Genomic DNA, 26154 nt, shown 5'->3' on the forward strand with positions numbered 1-26154 from the left:
TTTCCGGCGTGACGCACCGGTCAGGCCGATCAATGGCCGCCGAACAAGTTGACCACATCCAGACGGTGGGCTTGCTGCCCTGCTCGCTGCACGCCGTCTTCCAGGTGTTCAAAGTCAAACAGGCGGGTGTCCGCCAGTTGGGAGGGGGCGATATTCTGAATCGCGGAAAAGATGCTCTCGATACGGCCGGGATGCTCACGATCCCAGTTGTTGAGCATTTCCTTGATGGTCTGGCGCTGCAGATTCTCCTGGGAACCGCACAGGTTACAGGGAATGATCGGAAAATCCTTGTAGCGGGCGAAGCGCACAATGTCCTTTTCCCGGCAGTAGGCCAGCGGGCGGATCACCACGTTCTTGTTGTCGTCGCTGCGCAACTTCGGCGGCATGGCTTTCATCTTGCCGCCGAAGAACATGTTCAGGAACAGGGTCTCGACGATGTCGTCACGGTGGTGGCCCAGGGCGATCTTGTTGGCGCCGATCTCCTCCGCAAACCCATACAGACTGCCCCGTCGCAGCCGTGAACAGAGCCCACAGGTGGTTTTTCCTTCCGGCACCTTTTCCTTGACGATGGAATAAGTGTCCTTCTCCAGGATGTGATAAGACACCCCTTCCTTCTCCAGGTAATCCGGCAGTACGTGCTCCGGGAAACCCGGTTGTTTCTGATCCAGATTCACCGCCACCAGCTCGAAGCTGACCGGCGCGGAAAGCTGCAGATTGCGCAAAATCTCCAGCATGGTGTAGGAATCCTTGCCGCCGGACAGACACACCATCACCTTGTCGCCGTCGGCGATCATGTTGTAATCAGCGATGGCCTTGCCCACTTCCCGCCGCAATTTCTTCTGCAGCTTGTTGAAGTGAGTGCGATGCTTGGCATCGAGACTGTCGGTGACGCTTGCCATGGCAACCTCTGAACGGGCTCTGCGGATTGGTGAGTTAAGGGGTCAGGTGACCTTGATCTTGCGGATCAGGCGGCGGTACAACGGCGGACACCATCGTTTCAGATACACGCCCATGCGCTCGCGGCCGGCGATGATAACCTGATCGCGGCCACGCTGCACGGCCTCCACCACCCGCCGGGCGCACTCCTCGGCGGCCAGGCCCTGCTCCTGGGCCGCGTCCATGGTGCCCTGGGCGGAACCGTCGCCCACCAGCGCGTTCACCGATACCTGGGTACGGATGAAACCGGGCATGACCAGAGTGACCCGGATCCCCTCATCGTACTCTTCCGCCCGCAGCGCCTCGAAAAAACCGTGCAAGGCGTGTTTGCTGGCGCTGTAGGCGGATCGCAGCGGCGTCGGCAGTTCCCCCACCAGCGAGGTCACCACCACGAAACGGCCGGCTTTGGCCGCCCGGAACACCGGCAGCACCGCCTTGGTCAGCGCCACCGCGCCGAAGTAATTCACCGCCATGATGCGCTGATCCACCGCCACGCCGGTGTCACGCACCAGCGAACGCTGGGAGATGCCGCCGTTGTGCACCACCTGATCCAGCCGCCCGAAGCGGGCCATGACCTGCTCCACCGCCGCCGACATGGCGTCGACGTCGGACAGGTCCAGCGGCAGAACCAGGTGCTGGTCGGCGTTCACCAAGGCGTCGCGAACTCGCTCCAATTCCTCCCGCCGACGGGCGGACAACACCAGCCGGGCGCCATAGCGGGCGTATTCCGCCGCCAGCGCCTCGCCGATCCCGGAGGAGGCGCCGGTAATCCAGATCACCTGATCCGCCAGGGAAGCCATCATCTCAATCCTCTTTGTTTTGAAAAGCGCTTACACGCAACACGCTGGCACGCCATCGCTACTAAAGCAGCTTCCTACAGAGGGAGTTCGAAGCCACTGTAGGAGCTTGCCTTGCAAGCGAATCGTTTGCGCCGGATGCCGAATTCGCTTGCAAGGCAAGCTCCTACAGCAGCCTTTTAGTTCTGGCGCCCGACCATTTACGCATCACCGGCGTCCAGCGCCACCCGATACAGTAACGTATCCTCATAGCCGCTGGTCACCGGCCAAAGTCCGCACAGTTCCTGATCCAGTGTGGCGTCACCGGTGTCCACCAGCAATGGGCGCCCTTCCAGAGTGGCCAGTTTACCCCGGCTGGCGAGGATCTGGACGCGGTCCTTACCGAGACGGCGAATCACCGCCGGGCTGAACTGCTGATTGCCACGGCCAAACAAGTGCCCCTGACCACCGATCACGGTCAGCAGCGCCCGCGCCGGCGCTTCGCCGATACATTCCAGGATCGCTTCGGCGCCTACATCGGCCGCCACCACCTCGCCATTGCGGATGATATCCACCCCGAGCAGGGTATTCGGCAGTCCCAGTTGTTCCATCACCACCGCCACGGTGGAACCGGAGCCAACCAGGTAATAAACGTCATCCTCCAGCGTGTCGATGACCCAGGCGGCGATTTCGGTGACCACCAGGTCCTCCACTTCGCGGCCGCCACATTTCACCTGCTGCAGGTAGCGCCCCTCTTGCGGCACCATCAGGCTGCCATAGTAACGGGCGCGGACCTCACCGTGGCGGAACGCCTCTTCGTCGATGTCACGGACCTCCGCTTCCTGCAGCGCCACCAGCCCACCATCGCGCAAGTCCGCCAGCAAGTGGCCGGCGGCTTCCGGGTTCACCGCGTACACCGCCGAATGCATTTTGCAGCCGGCCGGCACGCCCAGCACCGGGATGCGCTGCCCCACCGCGTCCACCAGATCCCGGGCGGTGCCATCACCGCCAGCGAACAATAGCAGGTCGACACCGGCCGCCACCAGAGCCGCCGCCGCCTCGCGGCTGTGTTCGGCTTCGCTGGCCCGCGGCGACTGTCCCACGATCTCCGCCTGGAGACCGGCGTCCCGGCAGCTGTGTTCGCCCATGTCGCCGCCCCAGGTCAACCAGCGCAGCGGCCGCGCCGCCGGTCCCAGCGCTTGCAGGGCCCGGGTCATGCGCTCCACCGCCATCGGCCGTGCGCCCCGGCGCAGGGCCTCGGCACGGGTTTCGGCACCGTCACTGCCTTTCAGGCCGACGGCACCGCCGATGCCGGCGAACGGATTGACCAGTACCCCCACGGTTAGCGGGGATTTTTCGTCCATCGTCATAAAATCATCATATCCAACAACAAGAATGGCCGTGCCGGGGGAGATCACCCCGAACCCAAAGGTCAGCCCTCCATGGAGGGTCGGATTAACGGAGAGACTACCATGAGCCGCACTTCCCTCTCCCGCTCGCCGGGATCCGGAGATTTCAACGACGCCGCCCTGGTGGACGAACAGGGACGCGAGATTCCGATCACCGAAGCGATGATTCTCAAGGCCTGTCGAGAGCTGGAGCAGGCATGGCGCTACCCGCGCCAGGCGGATCGAAAAGCAGGCTGAGCAAGGCGCCCAGCGCCGGCGTCGCCTCTCCGCGGTGACGCCAGTGGTGCAGTTCGTGGCGCGGCGGATAGTCGCGCCGCAAGGCGTCGAACGCCCTCCCCGGGTCGATATCATCGACGCTGGCACGCAGACGTCGGTCATCATCGTCAATCCGGTACGCCCGCCTTAACAACGTCAGCAGATCACCCTCGTTCGCCACCGGGTGTTCCAGTATCGGCCGCTCCCCGGCCATCACCGGAACCCCGGCGCTTTCCCCTCGCCACAGGCGGAAGGCCTGGTGGAGCATGGCGGTGCCCAGCCACTTCCCTTCCACGCTGTAGCCGGCCACATGCGGGGAACCAAGGCGCACCCGCGTCAGCAGCCCGGCATCGATTCGTGGCTCCCCCTCCCAGACGTCCAGCAGCACCAGCGGCGCGTCGGCGTCCGTCAGTCTCTCCCGCAACGCCTGGTTGTCGATCACCGCGCCCCGGCAGGTACTGAGCAGCGTTTGCCGGGGGCCGAGACGCGACAAGCGCTCCCGGTCGAGCATATGGAAGGTGGCATCCGGCCCCTGGCGAGTCAGCGGCACGTGCAGGGTAACCAGATCCGCCGCCAGCACCGTATCCAGGTCGGTCAGCGGCACCACGGTATCGGCTCCGGCCCGTTGCAGCGGCGGATCACAGGCCAGGACCGTTACCCCAAGGGCGCTCAGCCACTGCGCCACCCGACTGCCCACGTTCCCCAGACCCACAATTCCCACGCTGCTGTCGCGCAAGGTCCTGCCCTGTTCCCGGCAGGCCAGCAACAGCGCCTGCAGCACATACTCCGCCACCGCCCGGGCGTTGCAACCCGGCGCATGGGCGAAGGCCACGCCCATGGCCTTGAGCGCCGCCCGGTCCACGTGATCGGTGCCGATGGTGGCGGAGCCGACGAAACGCACCGGGGTGCCCTCCAGCAGCGCCCGGTCCACCCGGGTAACGGAGCGCACCAGTAACACCTCGGTGTCGGCAAGGTCGATCCGGGTAAGGCGGCGGCCGTCCACACGGCGCACCGTCCCGAGCGCTTCAAAGGGCGCCAGCCCCGGCATGTTTTCATCAGCGACAATACGAATGGGAGTCAAAGCTCAACACCATCAACAAGGCATCATGGATCGCGCTGTCAGTAGGACAGCAAAGTCCGACAACTGCGGGTGATGGCATTGAGGTAGCCGCCACCGAACAGCACGAAGTGGTTGAGCAGATGATACAGGTTATAGAGCGTCTTGCGCTGCACCACGGCGGGATCGTGAGGGTCGATACCATAACCGCGATGACATTCTTCCGGCACCGGACCGAACAGTTCCAGCATGGCCAGATCCACTTCCCCATGGCCGTAGTACACCGCCGGATCGAACAGCACCACGGTGCCGTCGGTGAGCGTGCCCAGGTTGCCGGACCACAGATCACCGTGCACCAGTGACGGCGCCACCGTCACTTCGGAGAGCCAATCCATGGCCAGCGCCATCACCGCTTCCACCTGGCCCGCCTCCGCCGCCGGCAGCCCGCGCTGACAGGCCCAGCGCCATTGTGGCGCCAGCCGTTGGTTGACGAAGAAAGTGGCCCAATCCGCCGACGGCGCATTATATTGGCGGCTGGCGCCGATCCAGTTATCGCGGTGATAACCGAACTGTTCACCGGGCACGGAATGCAGGCGCCGCAACAGCTCGCCCAGCTCCCGCCATTGTCCATGGGAAAGGGATTGCCCCAGTTCCAGCCATTCCAGAATCAGAGCCTGCCCGCCCGCCAGCGGGCCAAGGTAACGCCAGCCCGGCACTCTCACCACTGGCGCCAGCCGGATCAGACCGTCCTGTTCCGCCTCCAGCGGGCCGCCATCGCGCATCCATTTAAGAAAGAAGCGCTGCGCCGGGGTATGGATGATCGCGGTGAGCCCGGTACCACTCTGCCCAAGCGGTTGCAGCCGGCAGTCCCGGCCGGGCAGCGACCACAGTACTTCCAGTTCCCGGGCGGCGGTGTCGATATCGATCATGATGGTTCGGGTTGTTGGTTCGGGCAATCAATCCCCGGCGCGCCAGGGACCAGCGTCAGCGCTCCATTTGATGGATCGCCATCCGTTCGTTGCGGGCCCGTTCGGTTAATTGCCGGCGCCGGTACTCCCCCGGCGCGCAACCCTGCCAGCGGCGAAAAGCGTGGTAGAAATTGGCGATATCCGAAAAGCCCAGATCCTGGGTCAGTTGCTGCATGTCACAGCACGGTTCCACCAGTTTACGGCAGGCGTGCTCGTGCCGCACCTGGTCGCGCAAGTCGGCGAAGCGCAGCCCTTCCTGACGCAGTCGCCGCTGCAGCGTGCGGGTGGTCATGTTCAATGAGGAAGCCACCTTTTCCACCGACCAGGCGTCTTGTCCCAGCGTTTCATACAGCCGCTCACGTACCTGCAGGCTCACCGCCGCCGCCCGGGTCAGCGCGCCAAGCAGGCGATCCGCGGCGCGTTCCAGACGGCGCCGGTAATCCGGATAGGCACCAGGCAGCGGCGAGGTCAACGCCGCTTCATCAAACAGCACGGCATTACAGGGCGCCTCGAAGACCAGTGGACACTGAAAGAAGGCTCGGTATTCGTTCAATTGTGGTGGTGGCGGGGCCGGATGGCGGAAGGCCGCCTCCCGTACCGGGAAACGCCCGCCGGTGAGAGAGCGGCCGATGGCGACGATGGTGGCTACCACCAGTTCGTTGTGGGTGCGGGTCTGGGTGAACGCCAGATCCGGATAATGCGGGAACACTTCCAGGGCCACGGCATCGGACTGGTGGCGCAGGGCGAATCCCAGGTACGGCACCAACAGGTCCTTGTAGCGGAACAGCAGCGCCAGTCCCTGATCCAGGGAGGCGGAAGCCGCCATCAGGTTGCCGATGATGTCCAGATTACCGTAGTGGTTGTCCCTGCCCACATGCAGGCCAAAGAGCGGATCCCGGGTTTCGGAAAAGGCGGTGCTGAGCACCGTGTCGATCTGCTCCACGCGCACATAACAGTCCGCGCGCCCGACCATGTCCGCGTCGATCCCGGCTTTCTGAAACAACGCCTGCACGTCCAGGCGGCTACGCAATGCGATCTCCATTAACGCCGGCAGATTGGATGCCGGGAACAATTTGCTCGCCATGTGGTTTCCTTACGTAGTGGCTTTCGCCTTTGTTATTTTTCATGACTGCCATCCATGGCGGTCCCCCTGCGGGCCGTCGCAAGCGACGTCAGAAATCATTCCCTATGATTTTTTGTTCACGCTAGGCAGGACGCGGCCCTCGGTCAAGTTTCCAGTGGATAATGGCCCGATTCGCCTTGGCTCTGAACTGGCCGCGATCCATCACGACAGGTAATCTTGGCGCAAACCCTGAAGAGCCTGCCATGCTGAAACGCTATTTCATCGACGACGTCACCGACACCGCCGCCTCCCGCCGTCAGGCTTTCTCCCTGTTCACCCGGGTGGACGACTGGGCCGACTGGTGTTCGGTGGTTCGCTATGCCAGATTGTTCGGCGGATGGCGACCCGGCGCCACCCTGCTGTTCGTTATCGACCTGCCCGGCCTGCCACCCGCGCCGGTGGCGGTAAAGGTACTGGAAGTGGTGGAGAACGAGCGCATCAGTTGGGGACTGTCGTTGCCGCTGGCACGGATTCAGCACCGCTTTTCCTTCATTGACGACGACGAGGGTGGCTGCCGGTTGCATCAGGAAGAATGGTCCGAGGGCGCCATGACATTGCTCACGCTCCCCTTCGGTAAACTGATTCATCGCTTTGATCGCCGTTTCGCCGCCGAATTCGCGGCGATGTTTTAGGGCCTGTTCACGCTATTTGCGTCCCGCCTGCTGGATGCAAATAGCGTGAACAGGCCCTAGAAGGCTGTTAATAATAACCGGTCCGAGAGGTTCCATGACCCACCGACTGTTCTTGAGCTATTGCCGGGTGGTGCTGCGCCATCCGCTGTTCTGGCTGCTGATCGTGGCTTTGCTGAGCGCCACCGCCGCCTGGCAGGCACGGCACTTCAAACTGGATGCCTCGGCGGATTCTCTGGTGCTGGAGAACGACCAGGCGCTGCAGTATTACCGTGGTATCGCCAAGCGCTATGGCGGCAGCGATTTTCTGGTGGTGACCTACACCCCCAAGGATCGCCCCCTGTTTCAGCGCGACACCCTGGAGCACCTGTCACGGTTGCAGGACAGTCTGAAGAAAGTGGATCGTGTGGCTTCGGTTTACAGCATGCTGGATGTGCCGTTGCTGTTCAGCCCGCAGGTGGAATTCACCGATCTGGCCAGCGGCTACCGCACCCTGCTTGAACCGGACACCGACCTGGCCCTGGCGAAGCAGGAATTCACCAAGGAAAACCCTCTCTATCAGGATCTTCTTGTCAGCCGGGACGGCAACACCACCGCGCTGCTGCTGACCCTGGAAGATGATCAGCATTACCGCGATCTGCTGGCGCAACGTACGGAACTGCGCGAGAAGCGACGTGAAGGCACGCTCAACGCCGAAGAAGAGGAGCGGCTGGATACGGTCTCACGGGAATTCAGCGACTACAGCAGCCAGCTGCAGGCGGAAAGCACCCAGCGTATCGAGCAGGTGCGCGGCATCATGGACCAATACCGCGATCAGGCGGGATTGTTCCTCGGCGGTGTGCCGATGATCGCCAGTGACATGGTCAGCTTCATTCGCGCCGATCTGGAAATCTTCGGCATTGGCGTTCTGGTCTTTCTGATCCTGGCCCTGTTTCTGATTTTCCGCCGCCCCCGCTGGGTGGTGGTGCCACTGGTCTGCTGTGGACTCACCGTGCTGATCGTCACCGGCTGGCTTGGGTTCATGGACTGGAAGGTCACCGTCATCAGCAGCAACTACATCTCGTTGTTGCTGATCATCACCATGTCCATCGCCATTCACCTGACCGTGCGATACCGGGAATTGCACGAGGAAAACCCTTCCGCGACCCAGGCCTGGCTGGTACGGGAAACCGCTGCTCACATGATGCGGCCCTGTGTGTACATGATCCTGACCACCATGGTCGGCTTCTCCTCCCTGGTGATCAGTGACATCCGCCCGGTGATCGACTTCGGCTGGATGATGACCATTGGTCTGGCGGTGGCGCTGGTGGTGTGTTTCCTGGCCTTCCCGGCCCTGCTGTTGCCATTGCAGCCCGGCACCGCCCCCGGCGGTAGCGACCTGACCCGCAAGTTGACACTGGGCTTCGCCACCATCACCGAAAAGAGCCGGCTGCCGCTACTGCTGACGGCGCTGGTGATCATTGCCCTGGCGGTGTGGGGGATGAGCCGCCTGACGGTGGAAAACCGCTTTATTGATTACTTCCAGAAGGACACGGAAATCCACCAGGGCATGCTGCAAATCGATCGCAAGCTGGGTGGCACCACTCCACTGGACATCATCATTGATGCACCGCCCAGACCGGAACCCAAAGCACAAAACAACCAGACCGCCTCCTCCGGGCCGGCGTCCGACGATGGTTTCGGCGCGGTGGACGAGGATCCCTTCGCCGCCGGAGACGACGGCTTCGGCACGGACGGCGCCAATCAGGCGGGCGATCCCTTCGCCGACGACAACACCGACTCATTCAGCGCCGATCCCTTCGGTGCCGACGATGGCGGCGATCCGTTCAAACAGGCTGCCGCCGGTGAGCGCCGTCTGCGCGACGCTTACTGGTATACCCCGCACCGGCTTGGCCAGTTGATCGAGATCGAGGAATATCTCAAGTCCCTGCCGGAAACCGGCAAGGTGCTGTCCATCGCCACCACTTACCAGGTGGCGGAAAAGCTCAATGGCGGCCCTCTCAGTTACATGCAGTTGATGCTGCTGGCGAGCTTCATTCCCGATGATCTGCGTTCACAGCTGGTGAATCCATACATGTCCGAGGACGGCCGCCAGGTACGCATCAGTGTGCGGGTGATCGATTCGGACAAGAATCTCAATCGCGATGACCTGCTCAAGAAGATTCGCGGCGATCTGCTGGAGAAGTTCGATCTGCAGCCCGAGCAGGTGCACCTCACCGGTGCCATGGTGCTCTATAACAACATGCTGCAAAGTCTGTTCGATTCCCAGATCAAGACCCTCGGCTATGTGTTCGTGGCGATCATGGTGATGTTGCTGATCCTGTTCCGCTCGTTGCCGGTGGCATTGATCAGCATGGTGCCGAGCCTGGTCAGCGCGGCGCTGGTACTGGGATTGATGGGCTGGATCGGTCTGCCGCTGGATTTGATGACCATCACCATTACCGCGATCACCATCGGCATCGCCGTGGACGACACCATCCACTACATACACCGGTTCCATGAGGAATTGCCGAAGGACAACGACTATGTGGCCACCATGTATCGCTGCCACGGCTCCATCGGCAAGGCGATGTACTATACCTCTCTGGTGATCATCGCCGGCTTCTCGATCCTGGCGATTTCCAACTTCAATCCCACCGTCTATTTCGGGCTGCTCACCGGCCTGGCCATGCTGGTGGCGTTGCTCAGCAACCTGACATTGTTGCCGGCCTTGCTGATCAGTGTGAAACCGAAACTGAGGGTGTGAGGACTCCTGCGCTTGCCGGTTACCTCGAAGCGGAGCCGCGTTAGGCCTTTGCGGGACCCTGTCGAACACGGACGTTCGACCGGGAGCCTACACGGACGTATTCACGGCGTTCCCGCAAAGGCCTAACGTGGCTCCGCTGTCCCTGCTGGGGCCCCGGTTTTCCCTGAACCACGATAAGCCTTTCCTGGCGTCAGACGTCCCGACGTTCATCCACTGGCACCCGGGGCGCTCCCGGTACCGGGTCCTGGTGAATGATTACCTCGGCGTTGGGGAACGCCTTGCGGATGTCCAGACGAATGCGCTCGCCAAGGGCGTGGGCATCAAGCAATGACATGGTTTGGTCCATGTCCACATGCAGTTGAATAAACAAAGTGCGACCTGAAAGACGGGTACGCAGATCATGGAACCCCAGCGCGTCGGTATGGGCTCCGACGATGGCGCCAATACGATCACGGGTATCCCCTTCCACCTCCCGGTCCAGCAACAGCTGGCTGGCCTCCCAGCCGATATGCCAGGCGGAACGCAGAACGAACACCGCGATCAGCATCGCCACGATGCCATCCGCTTCCGGGAAACCGAACCCGGCGATCACCAGTGTGGCGATAATGCCCAGGTTCACCGCCAGATCGGAGAAGTAATGCAGGCTGTCCGCCTGGATCGCGGTGGAGCCGGTACGGCGGATCACGTGGCGCTGAAAAATCACCAGGGCGCCGGTCAGGACAATGGAAAACACCATCACGCCAATGCCCAGCCCCGTGGCTTCCAGCGGTTGCGGATCCAGCATTTTGAGGATTGCTTCCCGCCCCAGAAACACCGCCGAGCCCGCCACCAGTACCGCCTGGCCCAGCCCGGCCAGCGCCTCCGCCTTGCCGTGCCCGAAACGGTGCTCCTTATCCGGCGGTACCAGCGAATAGCGAATGGCGGCGAAGTTGACCAGCGAGGCCAGCGAATCCATCGCCGAATCCACCAGCGAGGCCAATAGGCTCACCGAGCCGGTGGCACTCCAGGCCAGCGCCTTGACCACGATCAGCACCATGGCCACGGCCACTGAAGCAGAGGCGGCAAGAAGCAGTAAACGATGGGAAGCGTGGGAATGATCGGTCATGGTTTCTTCGGTAACAGAGGAAGCGGGTCCACCGGCTGTCCGTCCCGGCGGATCTCAAAATGCAATTGGGTGCGGAAGGTGCCACTGGACCCCATGGTGGCGATTTTTTGACCGGATTTCACCTGCTCCCCCTCCTTCACCAGTAAGTTATCGTTATGAGCATAGGCGCTCAGCCAACGATCATTATGTTTGATGATCAGCAACTTGCCGTAGCCGGTCAGCCCCACCCCTTTATACACCACCGTCCCGTCCGCCGCGGCCACCACCGACGCGCCGCGACGCCCGGCGATGGCGATACCGCGAGGGCCGCTGCCAGCGGAGGAAAAGCGCTGCACCAGCTCTCCATCCGCCGGCCAGCGCCAACGCACGTTGCTGACCACTTTCGGGGCCGCTGGAGGGGCCGGTTTAGCCACCGGTTTGACGACCGGCTTCGCCGCCGGTTTGCTGCTTGAGGCGGTACTGCGTGGACGGTTTTTTGGTGCCGGCGCGGCGCGGGAGGAAAAACGGATCACTTGTCCGGGGTAGATGGTGTAAGGCGCCTTGATGCCATTGGCGCGCGCCAGTGACTTGTAGTCCCAGCCGTAGCGCCAGGCGATCGAATACAAGGTCTCGCCGCGAGCCACCTTATGGCTGCCGGAAGTCACCGGCTGGGAGCGGGATGACTTGCCGTACAGGTCAACCACCGGCGGCGGATTGCTTACCGCGCACCCGCCCAACAGCAGTGCCATAGCCATACAGAAGCTGAATATACGGACCCAAACGCGCAAGAACAGGCTCTCAGTCGGTGGTCTCCTTGGCGACATTATGCACAGGTGCGGCCAGGGAAAGTAGCCAGACCACGGCCATTCCCAATAAAGCAGCAAGCACCGCGATAAGAATTTGCGTCCCTTCGCCGGTCGCCTGCGCGTATTGATTTGGCGTCAGCCAGCGCTCTCCGAGGCCACTTTCGGCACCGAGGCGCCAGGGCCAGAGTTTGACCAGCGAACCGGCCATGAAGCCGCCAAGCAGCGCCATTACTGTGTCGTGGTAACGGCCCAACAGCCACTTCAGCAAATGCACGAAGCTCAACAACCCCACCGCGCAGCCCCCCGCGAAAGCGGCAAGCAAAGACCACTGGCCGTCACGCACCGCCTGCAGAACCGGCTCATAAAGCCCGAGTAAAAGAAGGATAAAACTGCCGGAAATGCCCGGCAGGATCATCGCGCAGATGGCCACGGCACCGCCCAGGAAAAACACCAGCGGGCCGGTGCCAGCGCCGTGTAATCCCGGCGCCAGCGAAATCGCCACCGCCGCCAGAGTGCCGGTCAGGAAGGCGGCCCATTGAGAGGGGCCTCTTCGTACCAGCGGCTTGAGAATCATCGGGATACTGGCGGCGATCAAACCGGAGAAAAACGCCCACACTGGCACCGGATGGTGTTCCAGAAACCAGGTGATCAAGCGTGCCAGCAAGGCAATGCTGGTAAGGATGCCCGCCAGCAGGGAAAACAGGAACGTGAAGTTGCCGGCGCGCCAGAAGGCGGCAAACCCCTGCCGTCGCCAGATCGTGAGCAGACCGGGACGAACCCCGCCCAGAGTGGCGATCAACTCCTCATAGATACCGGTGATCAGCGCCAGGGTGCCACCGGAAACGCCGGGCACCACGTCGGCCGCGCCCATGGCGATCCCCCGGCAGTAAATGCCGGGGCGAAACAAAGCGGTCATTGCACGCCTCTCTGAAAGGGCACGAAGCGCACCGGGTCCAACGCCCGCGACACCAACTCGTTACCATGCCGGTCCACCACGGTCAGCCGTTGTTGGCGATCCCCCACCGGCATCACCAGACGGCCACCCTCGGCCAGCTGAGCAAGCAGTTCCTCGGGAATATCCGGGCGGGCGCAGGTCACCAGGATGCCATCGAACGGTGCCGCCGAGGACCAGCCGAAGCCGCCGTCGGCATGACGCAGCTGCACCCGATTGGCCAGTCCCAGCTCACGCAGCCGCAGCCGGGCGGCATCCTGCAAAGGGCGAATCCGCTCCACCGAACAAACCTGGCGGGCGAAGGCGGCCAGTATCGCGGTCTGATAACCGCAGCCGGTGCCCACCTCCAGCACCTTCTCCGGAATCGCCTGCTCGATCAGCAGTTCGGTCATGCGCGCCACCACCCAGGGCTGGGAAATGGTCTGCCCGTGGCCGATGGGCAGGGCGGTATCGTCGTAGGCCTGATGGGACAGCGCTTCGTCCACGAACAAATGCCGTGGCGTGGCGCGAATGGCTTCCAGTACCCGTTCATCGGTGATCCCCGATTCCCTCAGTCGGCTGATCAGCCGTTCCCGGGTACGCGCGGACGTCATGCCAATCCCACTTCGTCGGTCTGTCATGCTACAAAAATCCCAATGGGGCCAGACGCCCCCCTGATATCAAAGCCTTTCCCGCGAGCGCCGTTCCGGCCCGCGAGTCTCCAGCAACTCCGCCAGCACGGTGGTGGCGAAGGCTCCGGCCTGCAGGCGGAAAGATAAATGCAGGGTATCGTCCCTGCTGTCCCAGTCGAGGCCGGACACCGGCAGGCGGGTGGCGCGGCGGGCCGCGTCGACGCCCTGCCCCGCCAATCCCTCGATGACCGCGGCCCAGGGGGCCAGCACGGTCTGTTCCAATACTTGGCAAGCGCCCGATGATGCCATGCCCCCGGCGCCGGGCAAAGGCCCGGTGGGATGAACTTCCCCGGCACTCAAGCGGGTTTCGGCGTCCGGTTCATCGGCGGCGGCGAATAATCCACGGCTGCCGTCCGGTTGTAAAAGGTCGCCGTCCAGCAGCCGGTCCCAGCAGCCACCACGCACCCGCTCCGCCAGCACCGCATTGAACAGCCCCGAGCGCACCGCCGACAGCCACAGGCCGCGCAGGGTGCGTTTGCGAGGTGCCTCGCCCTCTCCGCTCAGCCACGCCAGTCCGCGCTGCCAGTTACTGTCGTCACGGCCAAAGCGCTGCTCACCGAAGTAGTTGGGCACGCCCAGGCGGGCGATCAGCGCCAGACGCTCCGCCAGCGCCGCCGGATCCGCCTGGACCTGACGCAGACACAGTTGGAAAGCATTGGCGCGATGGGTGCCGCGATTCAACTTGCGCCGGTGGCGGCGAGCCTGCAACAGCCTCAACCCCGGCGGACAGTCCAGGTCAGGGTCCGGTTTGCCGGGTAGATGGAGACTGAACCACTGGCGGGTAATGGCCCGGCGGTCCTTAAGCCCGCTGTAGCCCACCGAGAGACGATGAATGCCGGCCTGCCGGGCCAGCCACAACGCCACGTCCTCGGTATTCCAATCGGTTTTCTCGATCTCCAGCCAGAGGTGCTCGCCCTCTCCTTCCGGCGTCACTGTCATGATCTCGTCGACGCGAAAGTCCGCGAACTGCTCCCGCATCAGGGCACGCCCCAGCGGCGCGCCATGAGCCGGCGGCCGCGCCGGGGCGCCGACGGTGTTCAAAATGGCGCCATTCAACTCAGTCTCGTTCAAGCAACACCACCGCCTGCACCGCGATACCTTCGCCCCGTCCGGTGAAGCCCAGCCGTTCCGTGGTGGTGGCTTTCACCGACACCGCGTCCAGCGCCAGCCCCATCAGGTCGGCGATACATTCACGCATGGCCTGCACATGGGGAGCGATCTTCGGCTGCTGGCAGATGATGGTCAGATCCAGATTCAGCGGCCGCCAGCCTCGCCCGGTGACATCCTTGAGCACCGCTTTCAGCAAGACGGCGGAGTCCGCGCCTTTCCAGCGCGGATCGGTGTCCGGAAAATAATGGCCGATGTCACCCAGCGCCAGGGCGCCGAGCAGCGCATCGCTGAGAGCGTGCAGCGCCACGTCGCCGTCGGAGTGAGCTTTCAGGCCACGCTCATGGGGAATGCGAATACCGCCGAGGACAACGTGATCGCCGTCATCACTGAAGGCGTGAACGTCGAAACCCTGACCAATACGCAGGCTCATGATGACTCCTCCTGGCCGGAGTCCAGTCCCTGGCGGCGCAGATAAAAGCGCGCCAGTGGCAGATCTTCCGGTACCGTGATCTTGATGTTGTCGGCGTTTCCGGCCACCAGACTGGGCCGCCAGCCACGCGCTTCCATGGCCGACGCTTCGTCGGTGATGGCGTCATCCGGCACCGCCAGCGCCTCGGCCAGGGCCGCGGCCGGGAACAGTTGCGGGGTCAGGGCCCGCCAGATCAGATTGCGATCCACTGTGGCATCGATGCATTGGCCAGGGCCCGCCCGCTTGATGGTATCCACCACCGGGCAGGCCAGGATTCCGCCCTGCTCTCCGACGCCCTCGATCAGCTTCTGGATATCCGACAGACGCACCAAAGGGCGCGCCATGTCATGCACCAGCGCCCAGGCATCCGGCGCCTGCTCCAGCACCGCCTGGAGCCCGGCGCGCACCGATTCGGCGCGACTGGCGCCACCGATGACGGTGCGGATACGCGGATGATCATGGAGTGATAATCTTGACCACCAGGGGTCGCCCTCGGCCACCGCCACCACCACACCGGACAAAGGCGCGAACGCCAGCAGCCGCTGCAGGGTATGTTCCGCCAGGGTGCGCCCTTCCAGTGTCAGATATTGTTTGGGCAGGCTGGCGCCCATACGCGCGCCGACACCGGCGGCGGGCACCACCGCGTACAAAGGAAAAGGCTTAACGCTTGTCGTCACGGGGTGTGTCCGGTTCCAGGATCAGGAAGAAGGTCTCGCCATCACGGATCATGCCCAGATCCTTGCGTGCCAGCTCTTCCACCGCATCGCTGCCTTCCTTGAGATCACGGACGTCCGCCGCCATCAGGCGATTCCGTTCACTGAGCGTCTGGTTTTGTTCGGAGAGCGCCTGAACCTCCTTTTTCAGGGTCGCCACATGGCGCAGGCTGCCCTCCCCGAACCACAGGCGCGCCTGCAGTACCACCAGCAGCAAGGCCAGAACGGCGAGCATGACCTGGCGGGCCGGGGACAGTTTCATGGGCAATCCTCATCACGGGCGGCCGCCGGCCGCCCGTCACTCCTCACAGGAATTTGAACTCTTTGCGGCCTTTGTAGGCGGCACGGCCCAATTCCTCTTCGATACGGATCAGACGATTGTATTTGGCCACCCGGTCGGAGCGGCACAGGGAACCGGTTTTGATCTGGCCGGCGGCGGTGGCCACCGCCAGGTCGGCGATGGTGGTGTCGGCGGTTTCACCGCTGCGGTGGGAAATCACCGCGGTGTAACCGGCGTCCTTGGCCATCTTGATGGCGTCCAGAGTTTCCGACAGGGAACCGATCTGATTGAACTTGATCAGGATGGAATTGGCCACGTTCTGGTCAATCCCCTGCTTGAGGATCTTGGTATTGGTGACGAACAGATCGTCCCCCACCAATTGCACCCGGCTACCCAGGGTCTGGGTCAGGATCTTCCAGCCTTCCCAGTCGGATTCATCCATGCCGTCCTCGATGGAAATGATCGGGTAACGGTCACACAACTCGGCCAGATAATCACTGAAACCGGCCGCGTCCATACTGCGTCCTTCACCGGCGAGCACATACTGGCCGTCCTTGTAGAACTCGCTGGAGGCGCAATCCAGGGCCAGGGTGATGTCGTCACCGGCCTTGTAACCGGCCAGATCGATGGCCTTCATGATCGCTTCCAGGGCCGCTTCGTTACTGGGCAGGTCCGGAGCGAAACCGCCCTCGTCACCCACCGCCGTGCTCAGGCCCTGCTTTTTCAATACGCTCTTGAGGGCGTGGAACACCTCGGCGCCGTAGCGGATGGCCTCGGCCACGGTGGGAGCGCCCACCGGCTGGATCATGAATTCCTGAATGTCGACGTTGTTATCGGCGTGCTCACCACCGTTGATGATGTTCATCATCGGCACCGGCAGGGAGTACTCGTTGTCGTCGTCCTGTAGATCGGAGATGTATTCGTACAACGGTTTTTGCTGGAATTGCGCCGCGGCCTTGGCGGTCGCCAGGGACACCGCCAGGATCGCGTTGGCGCCGAGACGGCCTTTATTGTCGGTGCCGTCGGAGTCGATCATCAACTGATCCAGCTCACGTTGGGCGACGGCATCGCGGCCCACCAGCAGTTCGCGGATCTCGGAATTGACGTTGCCCACCGCCCGGGTCACGCCCTTGCCCAGATAGCGGTCTTTGTCACCGTCACGCAGTTCCAGTGCTTCGCGGGAGCCGGTGGAGGCACCACTGGGAGCGCAGGCACTGCCGCTGGCGCCGGATTCGAGAATCACATCGGCTTCAATAGTGGGGTTGCCGCGGGAATCCAGAATTTCGCGGGCCTTGATGTCGACGATCTTGGACATGGGAGAGTTACTCCAGAATTTCAATTCAGTCGTTGTCGAAGGCGGGGAATGCCTTGACCGTATTATCCAGGGTTTGCAACTGCGCCAGGAATGGCTCCAGGCGATCCAGACGCAGGGCGCAGGGGCCATCACATTTGGCGTTGTCCGGGTCGGGATGGGCTTCCAGGAACAGGCCGGCGATGCCCTGACTGATACCGGCACGGGCCAGTTCCGCCACCTGGGCGCGGCGACCACCGGCGGAGTCGCTGCGGGCACCGGGCATTTGCAGGGCATGGGTGACATCGAAGAACACCGGATAACCGAAGGCCTTCATGATGCCGAAGCCGAGCATGTCCACCACCAGGTTGTTGTACCCGAAGCTGGAGCCCCGCTCACAGAGGATCAGCTGGTCGTTACCGGCTTCCTCGCACTTGTGCAGAATATGGCGCATCTCTTGGGGCGCCAGAAACTGGGGCTTCTTGATGTTGATGATGGCATCGGTTTTTGCCATCGCCACCACCAGATCGGTCTGCCGGGCGAGAAACGCCGGCAATTGAATGATGTCCGCCACTTCCGCCACCGGTGCCGCCTGATAAGGCTCGTGCACATCGGTGATCACCGGGCACTGGAAGGTCCGTTTGATCTCCTCGAAGATCTTCAGCCCCTCATCCATGCCCGGCCCGCGAAAGGAATGCAGGGAGGAGCGGTTGGCCTTGTCGAAGCTGGCCTTGAACACCCAGGGGATCCCCAGCTTTTCGGTGACACGGGCGTAATGCTCCGCCACCTGCAGGGCCAGGTCCCGGGATTCCAGCACGTTCATACCGCCGAACAAGGCCATCGGGGCGTCATTGGCGAAGCGCAGACCGTCAAGCTGGATGGTTATCTGGCTGCTCACGGATTAACTCTCCTTGTGGGCCAGCGCCGCTTCCACGTATCCCTTGAACAGACCATGGCCGTCGCGGGGCGTGGAGGTGAATTCCGGGTGGAACTGGCAGGCCACGAACCACGGGTGGTCCGGCACTTCGATCACTTCCACCAGTTCGCCGTCGTGGGAGCGGCCGGCAATGCGCAGACCGGCGCCTTCCAATTGCGGCAGATAGTTGTTGTTGACCTCGTAGCGGTGCCGGTGACGTTCAACGATATGAGAACGGCCGTAGCACCGGGCCGCCACGGAATCCTCTTCCAGCACGCATTCCTGGCCACCCAGACGCATGGTACCACCGAGGTCGGAGGTTTCCGAACGCAGCTCCTTGCTGCCATCCTCGCGCGTCCACTCTGTAATCAGCGCCACCACCGGTTGCGGGGTATCCGGTCTCAGTTCGGTGGAATGGGCGTCTTTCAGGCCGGCTACATGGCGGGCGTATTCGATCAGCGCCAACTGCATGCCCAGGCAAATGCCCAGATAGGGCACCTTGTTTTCCCGGGCGTAGCGGATCGCCGCGATCTTGCCCTCGGTGCCCCGGTCGCCGAAACCGCCGGGCACCAGAATGGCGTCCACCGACGCCAGCTCACCAGTGCCGTTACGCTCGATGTCCTCGGCGTCGATATAGCGGATGTTGACGCGCGCATGGGTGGCGATGCCGGCGTGCATCAGCGCTTCGTTGAGCGACTTGTAGGCGTCCGCCAGCTCCACGTACTTGCCCACCATGCCGATGGTGACTTCGTGCTGGGGATGCAATTGGGCCTCCACCACCCGGTCCCACTCGGACAGGTCCGGCTGCGGCAGATCAAGGCCGAATTTTTCCACCACGATGGCATCCAGCCCCTGCTCGTGCATGCCACGCGGAACCTGGTAAATGCTCTTGCAGTCCGGCGAGGAGATCACCGCGCGGGCTTCCACATTGGTGAACAGCGCGATCTTCTCACGGGCGCTCTGCGGAATCGGGTTATCGGCACGGCATACCAGAATGTCCGGCTGCAGGCCGATGGAACGCAGCTCTTTCACCGAATGCTGGGTCGGCTTGGTTTTGATCTCGCCAGCGGTGGCGATGTACGGCACCAGCGTCAGATGCACCAGCAAGGAACGGCTGGAACCCAGTTCCACACGCATCTGCCGCACCGCTTCCAGGAATGGCAACGATTCGATGTCGCCGGCGGTGCCGCCGATCTCGACGATGGCCACGTCGGCGTCACCGGCCCCTTCCTGGATCTTCAGTTTGATTTCGTCGGTGATGTGCGGGATCACCTGCACGGTGGCCCCCAGGTACTCGCCGCGGCGCTCCTTGTCCAGCACGTCCTGGTAGACGCGGCCGGTGGTAAAGCTGTTGCGGCGGCTGAGCCGGGTACGGATGAAGCGCTCGTAGTGCCCCAGGTCCAGGTCGGTTTCGGCGCCGTCCTCGGTGACGAACACCTCCCCGTGCTGATAGGGGCTCATGGTGCCTGGGTCCACGTTGATGTAGGGGTCCATCTTGATCAGAGTGACCTTCAGACCACGGGCCTCGAGCAACGAGGCCAGGGACGCCGAGGTGATCCCCTTGCCCAGGGAAGACACCACACCGCCAGTGACAAAAATATAACGTGCCATGCACCCACCAGAATCAGTCATGGATTGAACGTGCCCAAGCCGTCCCGACAACTTCATATTCATCGACCGTGCCACTGATCTTTCCACAACCTGCCCCAGGCCCCAAGCCCCGGAGGTGAGAAAGCGCCAACGAAACACCAAAAAATCGCCGGGAGCGATTTTTCACATCGTGCCAGCGATGGCCCGAAGGGAGGTCGCCATGGATGACATGACCTCAAAAAAAATACCTTTGCTCACCGCGGTGGGCAAAGGTGTGTTCTGTTTCGGCTTGGAACGGACGTACCGCCGGGTCTCGGTATTCCTGAAATATCAGGGAGTTGGGCTACGTCAGGATGGGACGAAATAGTAACAGAACGGCTGCCGCCAGGGAACCACTGTCGCGGCGTGAAAACGGGTAAAAACGTAAAAGGCGGCAAGGGCGCAAACGGCTTCGTGGCCCGCGCCCGTCTACCAGCGTAACTGCCACGGCCGGCAGCGGCGCCGGTCCACGCCATCGGCGACGCCGATCATCGGCACCGACACCAATTGACCCTCCTGATACAGCAACGGCCATTGGCGGCGACGCCAGGGCGGCACCCCGGCCACGCGCCACAGCTCCGAGACCTGCTGATGCTGCCCATGACGGCGCAAACGCTCACCGCCGGCGAAAGGCCGCAGTTGCACATCACCGGGAGGTACCCACAGGGTCACCTCGCCTTCTCCCGGAAGCAGACGCCAGAGGCCGGGATCCGGGGGCTCATGACCTTGGCGCCAGTCCAGAGGTCCGCTGAGCGGCCGCAGGTCACGGTCGTGGAGCAGATAGAGATCACCGCGATAGCGGCGCAGGGTGTGGCCGGCCCACGTCACACTGGCCTCCCGGTCCGCCGGCGCCCGCAGCAGGCCGTGGATCTGCCCGGTGACGGCCAGGGACGGCGGCGGCGCCCCCGCCTGGTCCAGCCACCAACGCAGCACATTATCCTGGCGTTCACGGCTCAGCGCCGCCAGCCCCTCCAGGGGCAGCCGATCCCTTGCCGCCGCCAACGCCCGCGCATCCTCGGCGGCCCTTTCGTCCAGCAAGGCAGCGGCGTCGGCCATCACTCCGGCGGTGCGAGCCAGGATCGCGGGGGCGCCCGGCCAGGTGACGGCCAGGCGGGGCAGGATCTCATGACGCAGCCGGTTCCGGCGCAGACTGATATCAGCGTTACTGGGATCCTCCACCCACTCCAAACCCCGGCGGCGAGCCTCGCGCTCCAGCTGCACCCGCCCGAATGCCAGTAGCGGCCGCCACAGGGGCAACCCGTTCAGCCAGGAGTGCTCGGACATGGCCGCCAGCCCTTGTACGCCGGCGCCACGCAGCAGGTTCAGCAGCACGGTCTCGGCCTGGTCGTCGCGATGGTGGGCGGTGATCACGGTGGCGCCGGCGGCCCGTTCGGTCAGCGCCTGGTAGCGGGCGGCGCGGGCGCCGGCTTCCAGGTTCACGTCGGCGGGCACACTGACCCGGATTTCCTCGAACGGCACGCCCAGTGCCTCGGCCCGGGTCCGGCAGAATGCCGCCCAGTCCTCTGACCGTGCCTGCAATTGGTGATTGACGTGCAGTGCCCGCAGGCGGCGACCGAGACCGGCCTCCACCAGCAGGTGCAGCAACAGGGAGGAATCAAGGCCGCCGCTGAACGCCAGCAGCAGAGGCCCGGGCGGGGCCTGGGCCGCCGACACGCGGGGGACGGCGGCGTCGGACATCACTCATCCACGGGGTCGCTGACGAAGTTGCCGTAGCTCATCAGGCGCTCGTAGCGACGCTGAATCAGTTCCGGCTGCTCCAAAGCGTCGAGGCTGTTGAGCGCGGCGGTCAGGGAGCGGCGCACGGCGTCGGCGGCCTGGTCGTAGTCGCGGTGGGCACCACCCAGCGGCTCCTGCACCACTTCATCGACGATACCCAGTTCGTGCAGGCGATTGGCGGTCAGGCCCATCGCTTCCGCCGCTTCCGGCGCCTTTTCGGCGCTGCGCCAGAGGATCGAGGCGCAACCTTCCGGGGAAATGGTCGAATAGGTGCTGTACTGGAGCATCTGCAAGTGGTCGCAGACGCCCAGGGCCAGCGCGCCGCCAGAGCCGCCTTCGCCGATCACGGTGGCGATGATCGGAACTTTCAATTGGGACATCACCCGCAGGTTACGGGCGATCGCCTCGGATTGCCCACGCTCTTCCGCGTCGATGCCGGGGAAAGCGCCAGGGGTGTCAATGAAAGTGAAAATCGGCATCCGGAACCGCTCAGCCAGCTCCATCAGGCGCAACGCCTTGCGGTAGCCTTCCGGATTGGGCATGCCGAAGTTACGGCGTACCTTTTCCTTCACTTCCCGGCCCTTCTGGTGGCCGATCACCATGATCGGCCGGTCGTCCAGCCGGGTGATGCCGCCAACGATGGCCGGATCATCAGCAAAGCTGCGATCGCCATGCAGTTCGTCAAAGTCGCCGAAAATGCGCTTGACGTAATCCAGCGTGTAGGGACGCTTGGGATGCCGGGAAAGCTGCGAGATCTGCCAGGAGGTCAGCTTGCTGAAGATATTCTCGGTAAGCGCGATCCCCTTCTCCTGCAGCTTGGCGATCTCGTCGGAGATACTGACCTCGCTGCCGGTGCCTACGAGTCGCAGTTCCTCGATTTTGGCTTCCAGTTCCGCAATAGGTTGTTCAAATTCGAGGAAATTCGGATTCATGTGCTACCCCTTGTCACAGTGCGCTCAAGTGTAGCCGCAATACAATGACAGCGTCGAGATACCCGGCTGGGCGTAAAGTTGCAAGTTGTTACCGGACGCCACTCCAAGCCTGCTCGCCGGCTTTTGCGCGTCCGGTGGTCCGGCGTCGAGCCGTCAGTATTCCAGCTGCACCGACGTCTCGCCAAAGCGGTTGCGCAGCTCATCCACCAGGGCTTCGTGGGGGCTGATTTTCCACTCGTCGCCAAGCGACATGGCCACATCCGCTTCCTTGTGAGCGAGCCGCAGCGTCACCGGGATCGCCCCGCCCCGGTAAGGCGCCAGCAGCCGGTCCAGGGTGTCCGGCAGTTGCTGCTCCACCGGTACCGACACGCACAAGCGGCGGGCGAACACCTCACGGGCCTGGCGCATGTCCATGACCTCGTCGGCCACCAGGTTGAAACCGCCAGAGTAATCGTCGTTGCGGACCCCGCCGCGCACCACCAGCAGGATATCCTTCTGTATACGTTCGCCGAACTGGGCAAAGGTCTTGCCGAACACCGATACTTCCAGCCGTCCGGTCTTGTCGTCGAGGGTGACGAAGGCCATGCGCTCGCCGCTGCGCTTGCTGCGGGTAATGCGCAGTGCCACCACCAGTCCGGCCACGGTGGCGGCCTCGCCCTTGGCGGTGGGTTGCAGGGCATTGAAGCGGGCGCTGACGAATTGCCGCACCTCGTGCTCGAACTGGTCGATGGGGTGACCGGTCAGAAACAGGCCCAGGGTATCGCGCTCGCCGTTGAGACGCAGTTCGTCATTCCACTCGCGGGCCGGCTTCCATTCCACCACTGGTGTTTCGGCGGTCTGCATGGAGCCAAACAAATCCATCATGCCGGCTTCTTCGTTGCGGGCATCCTGTTCCGCCGCGGCGATGGCATCCGGCAGGGTCGCCAGCAGCGTGGCGCGATCACGGAAATGACGGTTCGGCCCGAGCTTGTCCAGCGCTCCGGCACGCACCAGGGCTTCCAGGGAGCGGCGATTGATCTTCTTCAGGTCGATACGGCGGCAGAAGTCGAACAGATCGTCGAATCCATCGCTGTCGCCGCGGGCACTGACGATGGCGTCGATGGGGCCTTCGCCGAGCCCTTTGATCGCCCCCAACCCGTAGACGATGTCGCCATCGGGATTGACGGTGAAACGATAGCCACAGGAATTGACGTCCGGCGGCAGCACCTTGAGGCCCATGGAGTGACATTCATCAATGAAGGTCACCACCTTGTCGGTGTTCTGCATATCGGCGGAGATCACCGCCGCCATGAACTCCGCCGGGTAATGGGCCTTGAGCCAGGCAGTCTGATACGCCACCAGGGCATAAGCGGCGGAGTGGGATTTGTTGAAGCCGTAACCGGCGAACTTCTCCACCAGGTCGAAGATCTTCATCGCCAGATCCGGATCCACGCCCTTCTCTTTCGCGCCGCTTTCGAAGATCGCCCGTTGCTTGGCCATCTCCTCCGGCTTTTTCTTACCCATGGCACGGCGCAACATATCCGCGCCACCAAGGGTATAGCCGGCCAGGACCTGGGCGATCTGCATCACCTGCTCCTGGTAGAGGATCACCCCGTAGGTGGGCTTGAGGATCGGTTCCAGCCATTCATGCTGGTATTGCGGATCCGGGTAGGCCAGCGGCTCACGGCCATGCTTCCGGTTGATGAAGTTGTCCACCATGCCGGATTCCAGTGGACCAGGGCGATACAGCGCCACCAGGGCGATGATGTCCTCGAACACGTCGGGCTTGAGCTTCTTGATCAGCTCCTTCATGCCCTGACTTTCAAGCTGGAACACGGCGGTGGTGTCACCGCGCTTGAGCAGATCGAAACTGGGCGCGTCGTCCAGGGGGATCCGCTCGATCTCCAGCGGCCCTTCCCCTTCCCTCTGGCGGCGCACGTTCACCGCCTTCATCGCCCAGTCGATGATGGTCAGGGTTTTCAGGCCGAGGAAGTCGAACTTCACCAGCCCGGCTTGCTCGACGTCGTCCTTGTCGTACTGGGTGACCAGGTTTTCACCGTGCTCGTCGCAGTGCAACGGCGCGAAATCGGTGAGTTTGCCCGGCGCGATCACCACGCCGCCGGCGTGTTTGCCCACGTTCCGGGTCAGGCCCTCCAGTTTGAAGGCCATCTCCATGATTTCATTGACCGCTTCCTTGTCCGGGTTGCCGTCGTCCTCGAGGAAATCCCGCAGCGTCTCTTCCTGCTCCAGTGCCTTGGACAGAGTCATCCCCGGAGTGCCGGGAATCATCTTCGAGAGCCGGTCGGCCATGCCGTAGGGCTTGCCCTGCACGCGCGCCACGTCCCGCACCACCGCCTTCGCCGCCATGGTGCCAAAGGTGATGATCTGGCTGACCGCGTCACGGCCGTATTTGTCGGCCACGTAATTGATCACACGGTCGCGTTTTTCCATGCAGAAATCGACGTCGAAGTCGGGCATGGATACCCGTTCCGGATTGAGGAACCGCTCGAACAGCAGGTCGTAGGCGATCGGGTCGAGGTCGGTGATCTTCAGTGCGTAGGCCACCAGGGAACCGGCGCCGGAGCCCCGCCCGGGTCCCACCGGCACCTGATGTTCCTTACCCCACTGGATAAAGTCCGCCACGATCAGGAAGTAACCGGGGAAGCCCATCTGATTAATGATGTCCAGCTCGAACTTGAGGCGGTCGTCGTAGACCTTGCGGCGCTCGGCGTAGTCCGGCGCCTGCGAATCGAGAATCTTGGCCAGCCGCTCCTCGAGCCCGTCCCGGGACACTTTCTCGAAATACTGTTCGATGGTCATGCCTTCCGGCACCGGGAAATCCGGCAGGAAGTTCTTGCCCAGGCGAATGTCGAGGGTACAGCGGCGGGCAATCTCGACGCTGTTTTGCAGCGCCTCCGGCAGATCGGAAAACAGCTCCGCCATTTCCTCCGCGCTTTTCAGGTACTGCTCTTCGGAATATTTTCGTGGCCGGCGCGGATCATCCAGGGTGTTGCCGTCATGAATGCAGACCCGCGCCTCGTGGGCTTCGAAATCCTCGCGCTTGAGGAAACGCACGTCATTGCTGGCCACCACCGGGATGTCCAGCTCCGCCGCCAACGCCACGCTGGCGTGCAGGCAGTCCTCGTCACCGGGGCGCTGGGTGCGTTGCACTTCCAGGTAGTAACGGTCGCCAAACACGGTTTTGTATTCCGAGGCCCGCTCCCGTGCCAGATCGGTCTTCTCCGCCAGCAGTAATTTGCCCACGTCACCAAAACGGGCGCCGGACAGCACGATCAGCCCCTCGTTGAGTTCCAGCAGCCACTCGCGCCGGATCAGTGCCCGTTCACGCACCTGATTGGTCTGCCAGGCGCGGCTGATCAACAGGGTCAGATTGCGGTAGCCCTGTTCGTTCTGCACCAGACAGGTGATATAGCTGGGCTCGTCTTCGGGATCGTCCGCCTGCACCCAGAGGTCGGCGCCCATCACCGGTTTGATGCCGGCGTTCTGGGCATTGGAGTAGAACTTGATCAGTGCGAACAGGTTGTTCTCATCGGTGACCGCCACCGCCGGCATGCCCTGGGCAGCGCAAGTCTTGACCAGTTCTTTCACTCGCACCACCCCATCCACCAGGGAGTAGTCGGTATGCAATCGCAAATGGACGAAACGAGGTTCGCTCACGAAAAAAG

General features: G+C 63.0%; 24 protein-coding genes. 4 read left to right on the forward strand and 20 right to left on the reverse strand.

The annotated features are described in order from the left end of the window. Positions 1–29: 29 nt before the first annotated feature. The 3 genes from ttcA to CRO06_RS12305 all read right to left on the reverse strand — a co-directional run bounded on the left by ttcA (position 30) and on the right by CRO06_RS12305 (position 3076). Positions 30–899 (reverse strand): tRNA 2-thiocytidine(32) synthetase TtcA, encoded by an 870-nt coding sequence (gene ttcA / locus CRO06_RS12295; RefSeq protein WP_063139648.1) that lies wholly within the window; start codon positions 897–899, stop codon positions 30–32. Between the two features lie 42 nt (positions 900–941). Beyond that, positions 942–1739 carry an SDR family oxidoreductase gene (locus tag CRO06_RS12300; RefSeq protein WP_055100790.1) on the reverse strand — a complete coding sequence of 266 codons (798 nt, stop codon included), beginning with the start codon at positions 1737–1739 and terminating at the stop codon, positions 942–944. Positions 1740–1933: 194 nt separating this feature from the next. After that, positions 1934–3076: an ATP-NAD kinase family protein gene (locus tag CRO06_RS12305; protein WP_097058579.1), complete on the reverse strand. Its 1143-nt coding sequence runs from the start codon at positions 3074–3076 to the stop codon at positions 1934–1936. 108 nt (positions 3077–3184) lie between these two features. On the opposite strand from CRO06_RS12305, the gene CRO06_RS20065 reads away from it, so the two are divergent. Beyond that, positions 3185–3358, forward strand: coding sequence for a PA1571 family protein (locus CRO06_RS20065; protein WP_167321212.1), 174 nt, complete (start codon positions 3185–3187; stop codon positions 3356–3358). On the opposite strand, the gene CRO06_RS12310 is transcribed toward CRO06_RS20065, so the two are convergent. The 3 genes from CRO06_RS12310 to CRO06_RS12320 are packed head-to-tail and all read right to left on the reverse strand — an operon-like array spanning position 3291 to position 6485. Further along, positions 3291–4457 carry a 4-phosphoerythronate dehydrogenase gene (locus CRO06_RS12310; RefSeq protein WP_080530871.1) on the reverse strand — a complete coding sequence of 389 codons (1167 nt, stop codon included), beginning with the start codon at positions 4455–4457 and terminating at the stop codon, positions 3291–3293. The two genes, CRO06_RS20065 and CRO06_RS12310, sit on opposite strands and share 68 nt — an antisense overlap. 38 nt (positions 4458–4495) lie before the next feature. Beyond that, a complete protein-coding gene (locus tag CRO06_RS12315; protein WP_097058549.1) occupies positions 4496–5362 on the reverse strand; it encodes a fructosamine kinase family protein in 867 nt (288 codons plus the stop codon). A 55-nt stretch (positions 5363–5417) separates the two neighbouring features. Beyond that, positions 5418–6485 (reverse strand): AraC family transcriptional regulator, encoded by a 1068-nt coding sequence (locus CRO06_RS12320; RefSeq protein ID WP_097058550.1) that lies wholly within the window; start codon positions 6483–6485, stop codon positions 5418–5420. A 242-nt stretch (positions 6486–6727) separates the two neighbouring features. On the opposite strand from CRO06_RS12320, the gene CRO06_RS12325 reads away from it, so the two are divergent. Then, the gene (locus tag CRO06_RS12325) at positions 6728–7156 is read left to right on the forward strand and encodes an SRPBCC family protein (RefSeq protein WP_022996811.1); all 429 of its coding nucleotides are present in this window, start codon (positions 6728–6730) and stop codon (positions 7154–7156) included. 94 nt (positions 7157–7250) lie between these two features. Further along, positions 7251–9899, forward strand: coding sequence for an efflux RND transporter permease subunit (locus CRO06_RS12330; protein ID WP_097058551.1), 2649 nt, complete (start codon positions 7251–7253; stop codon positions 9897–9899). A gap of 190 nt (positions 9900–10089) precedes the next feature. On the opposite strand, the gene CRO06_RS12335 is transcribed toward CRO06_RS12330, so the two are convergent. From CRO06_RS12335 to CRO06_RS12385, 11 genes are read right to left on the reverse strand one after another with little or no spacing between them, the layout of a single operon-like run. After that, positions 10090–11004, reverse strand: a complete 915-nt coding sequence (locus CRO06_RS12335) for a cation diffusion facilitator family transporter (protein WP_080530867.1) — start codon at positions 11002–11004, stop codon at positions 10090–10092. Beyond that, positions 11001–11738: a peptidoglycan DD-metalloendopeptidase family protein gene (locus CRO06_RS12340; protein ID WP_233925873.1), complete on the reverse strand. Its 738-nt coding sequence runs from the start codon at positions 11736–11738 to the stop codon at positions 11001–11003. Before CRO06_RS12340 ends, CRO06_RS12335 begins: the two co-directional genes overlap by 4 nt. Before the next feature lie 43 nt (positions 11739–11781). Next, a complete protein-coding gene (locus tag CRO06_RS12345) occupies positions 11782–12705 on the reverse strand; it encodes a DUF368 domain-containing protein (protein ID WP_097058552.1) in 924 nt (307 codons plus the stop codon). Then, positions 12702–13361, reverse strand: coding sequence for a protein-L-isoaspartate(D-aspartate) O-methyltransferase (locus CRO06_RS12350; RefSeq protein ID WP_026949947.1), 660 nt, complete (start codon positions 13359–13361; stop codon positions 12702–12704). Before CRO06_RS12350 ends, CRO06_RS12345 begins: the two co-directional genes overlap by 4 nt. 39 nt (positions 13362–13400) lie before the next feature. Next, on the reverse strand, positions 13401–14483 hold the full coding sequence (gene truD, locus CRO06_RS12355; protein ID WP_244902822.1) for a tRNA pseudouridine(13) synthase TruD: 1083 nt from the start codon (positions 14481–14483) through the stop codon (positions 13401–13403). Then, positions 14470–14952, reverse strand: a complete 483-nt coding sequence (gene ispF / locus CRO06_RS12360; RefSeq protein WP_097058554.1) for a 2-C-methyl-D-erythritol 2,4-cyclodiphosphate synthase — start codon at positions 14950–14952, stop codon at positions 14470–14472. The genes truD and ispF overlap by 14 nt, the downstream gene beginning before the upstream one ends. Next, the gene (gene ispD, locus CRO06_RS12365; RefSeq protein ID WP_244902823.1) at positions 14949–15668 is read right to left on the reverse strand and encodes a 2-C-methyl-D-erythritol 4-phosphate cytidylyltransferase; all 720 of its coding nucleotides are present in this window, start codon (positions 15666–15668) and stop codon (positions 14949–14951) included. Before ispD ends, ispF begins: the two co-directional genes overlap by 4 nt. After that, positions 15652–15966 (reverse strand): FtsB family cell division protein, encoded by a 315-nt coding sequence (locus tag CRO06_RS12370; RefSeq protein WP_026949951.1) that lies wholly within the window; start codon positions 15964–15966, stop codon positions 15652–15654. Before CRO06_RS12370 ends, ispD begins: the two co-directional genes overlap by 17 nt. A gap of 43 nt (positions 15967–16009) precedes the next feature. Further along, entirely contained in the window at positions 16010–17299 is a 1290-nt protein-coding gene (gene eno / locus CRO06_RS12375; protein WP_097058556.1) for a phosphopyruvate hydratase, read from the reverse strand. Between the two features lie 25 nt (positions 17300–17324). Next, positions 17325–18173: a 3-deoxy-8-phosphooctulonate synthase gene (gene kdsA, locus CRO06_RS12380; RefSeq protein ID WP_022994549.1), complete on the reverse strand. Its 849-nt coding sequence runs from the start codon at positions 18171–18173 to the stop codon at positions 17325–17327. Positions 18174–18176: 3 nt separating this feature from the next. After that, positions 18177–19802, reverse strand: coding sequence for a CTP synthase (locus CRO06_RS12385; RefSeq protein ID WP_022994548.1), 1626 nt, complete (start codon positions 19800–19802; stop codon positions 18177–18179). 199 nt (positions 19803–20001) lie between these two features. Here CRO06_RS12385 and CRO06_RS20070 point away from each other — a divergent pair, with 199 nt between their 5' ends. Beyond that, on the forward strand, positions 20002–20148 hold the full coding sequence (locus CRO06_RS20070; protein ID WP_179746581.1) for a hypothetical protein: 147 nt from the start codon (positions 20002–20004) through the stop codon (positions 20146–20148). A 101-nt stretch (positions 20149–20249) separates the two neighbouring features. Here CRO06_RS20070 and tilS read toward each other — a convergent pair whose 3' ends face one another. The 3 genes from tilS to dnaE form a co-directional block, all read right to left on the reverse strand. Then, positions 20250–21518 (reverse strand): tRNA lysidine(34) synthetase TilS, encoded by a 1269-nt coding sequence (gene tilS, locus CRO06_RS12390; protein ID WP_097058557.1) that lies wholly within the window; start codon positions 21516–21518, stop codon positions 20250–20252. Continuing rightward, entirely contained in the window at positions 21518–22489 is a 972-nt protein-coding gene (accA, locus tag CRO06_RS12395; RefSeq protein WP_022994546.1) for an acetyl-CoA carboxylase carboxyl transferase subunit alpha, read from the reverse strand. The genes tilS and accA overlap by 1 nt, the downstream gene beginning before the upstream one ends. 153 nt (positions 22490–22642) lie before the next feature. Beyond that, positions 22643–26146, reverse strand: coding sequence for a DNA polymerase III subunit alpha (gene dnaE, locus CRO06_RS12400; RefSeq protein ID WP_080530864.1), 3504 nt, complete (start codon positions 26144–26146; stop codon positions 22643–22645). Positions 26147–26154 lie beyond the last annotated feature (8 nt).

Origin of the sequence: Alloalcanivorax xenomutans, assembly GCF_900217905.1 — a bacterium.
In the GTDB taxonomy this organism is placed as follows: Bacteria; Pseudomonadota; Gammaproteobacteria; order Pseudomonadales; family Alcanivoracaceae; genus Alloalcanivorax; species Alloalcanivorax xenomutans.

Excerpts from the sequence above, each read along its gene's own strand:
- CRO06_RS12330 (WP_097058551.1), top strand. The coding sequence starts at position 7,251 with ATGACCCACCGACTGTTCTTGAGCTATTGCCGGGTGGTGCTGCGCCAT.
- ispF (WP_097058554.1), bottom strand. The coding sequence starts at position 14,952 with ATGAGCCTGCGTATTGGTCAGGGTTTCGACGTTCACGCCTTCAGTGAT.
- CRO06_RS12305 (WP_097058579.1), bottom strand. The coding sequence starts at position 3,076 with ATGGACGAAAAATCCCCGCTAACCGTGGGGGTACTGGTCAATCCGTTC.
- tilS (WP_097058557.1), bottom strand. The coding sequence starts at position 21,518 with ATGTCCGACGCCGCCGTCCCCCGCGTGTCGGCGGCCCAGGCCCCGCCC.
- CRO06_RS20065 (WP_167321212.1), top strand. The coding sequence starts at position 3,185 with ATGAGCCGCACTTCCCTCTCCCGCTCGCCGGGATCCGGAGATTTCAAC.
- CRO06_RS12320 (WP_097058550.1), bottom strand. The coding sequence starts at position 6,485 with ATGGCGAGCAAATTGTTCCCGGCATCCAATCTGCCGGCGTTAATGGAG.
- CRO06_RS12335 (WP_080530867.1), bottom strand. The coding sequence starts at position 11,004 with ATGACCGATCATTCCCACGCTTCCCATCGTTTACTGCTTCTTGCCGCC.
- CRO06_RS12385 (WP_022994548.1), bottom strand. The coding sequence starts at position 19,802 with ATGGCACGTTATATTTTTGTCACTGGCGGTGTGGTGTCTTCCCTGGGC.
- CRO06_RS12340 (WP_233925873.1), bottom strand. The coding sequence starts at position 11,738 with ATGGCTATGGCACTGCTGTTGGGCGGGTGCGCGGTAAGCAATCCGCCG.
- accA (WP_022994546.1), bottom strand. The coding sequence starts at position 22,489 with ATGAATCCGAATTTCCTCGAATTTGAACAACCTATTGCGGAACTGGAA.
- CRO06_RS12325 (WP_022996811.1), top strand. The coding sequence starts at position 6,728 with ATGCTGAAACGCTATTTCATCGACGACGTCACCGACACCGCCGCCTCC.
- CRO06_RS12350 (WP_026949947.1), bottom strand. The coding sequence starts at position 13,361 with ATGACAGACCGACGAAGTGGGATTGGCATGACGTCCGCGCGTACCCGG.
- CRO06_RS20070 (WP_179746581.1), top strand. The coding sequence starts at position 20,002 with ATGGATGACATGACCTCAAAAAAAATACCTTTGCTCACCGCGGTGGGC.
- CRO06_RS12300 (WP_055100790.1), bottom strand. The coding sequence starts at position 1,739 with ATGATGGCTTCCCTGGCGGATCAGGTGATCTGGATTACCGGCGCCTCC.
- CRO06_RS12315 (WP_097058549.1), bottom strand. The coding sequence starts at position 5,362 with ATGATCGATATCGACACCGCCGCCCGGGAACTGGAAGTACTGTGGTCG.
- eno (WP_097058556.1), bottom strand. The coding sequence starts at position 17,299 with ATGTCCAAGATCGTCGACATCAAGGCCCGCGAAATTCTGGATTCCCGC.
- ttcA (WP_063139648.1), bottom strand. The coding sequence starts at position 899 with ATGGCAAGCGTCACCGACAGTCTCGATGCCAAGCATCGCACTCACTTC.
- CRO06_RS12345 (WP_097058552.1), bottom strand. The coding sequence starts at position 12,705 with ATGACCGCTTTGTTTCGCCCCGGCATTTACTGCCGGGGGATCGCCATG.
- CRO06_RS12370 (WP_026949951.1), bottom strand. The coding sequence starts at position 15,966 with ATGAAACTGTCCCCGGCCCGCCAGGTCATGCTCGCCGTTCTGGCCTTG.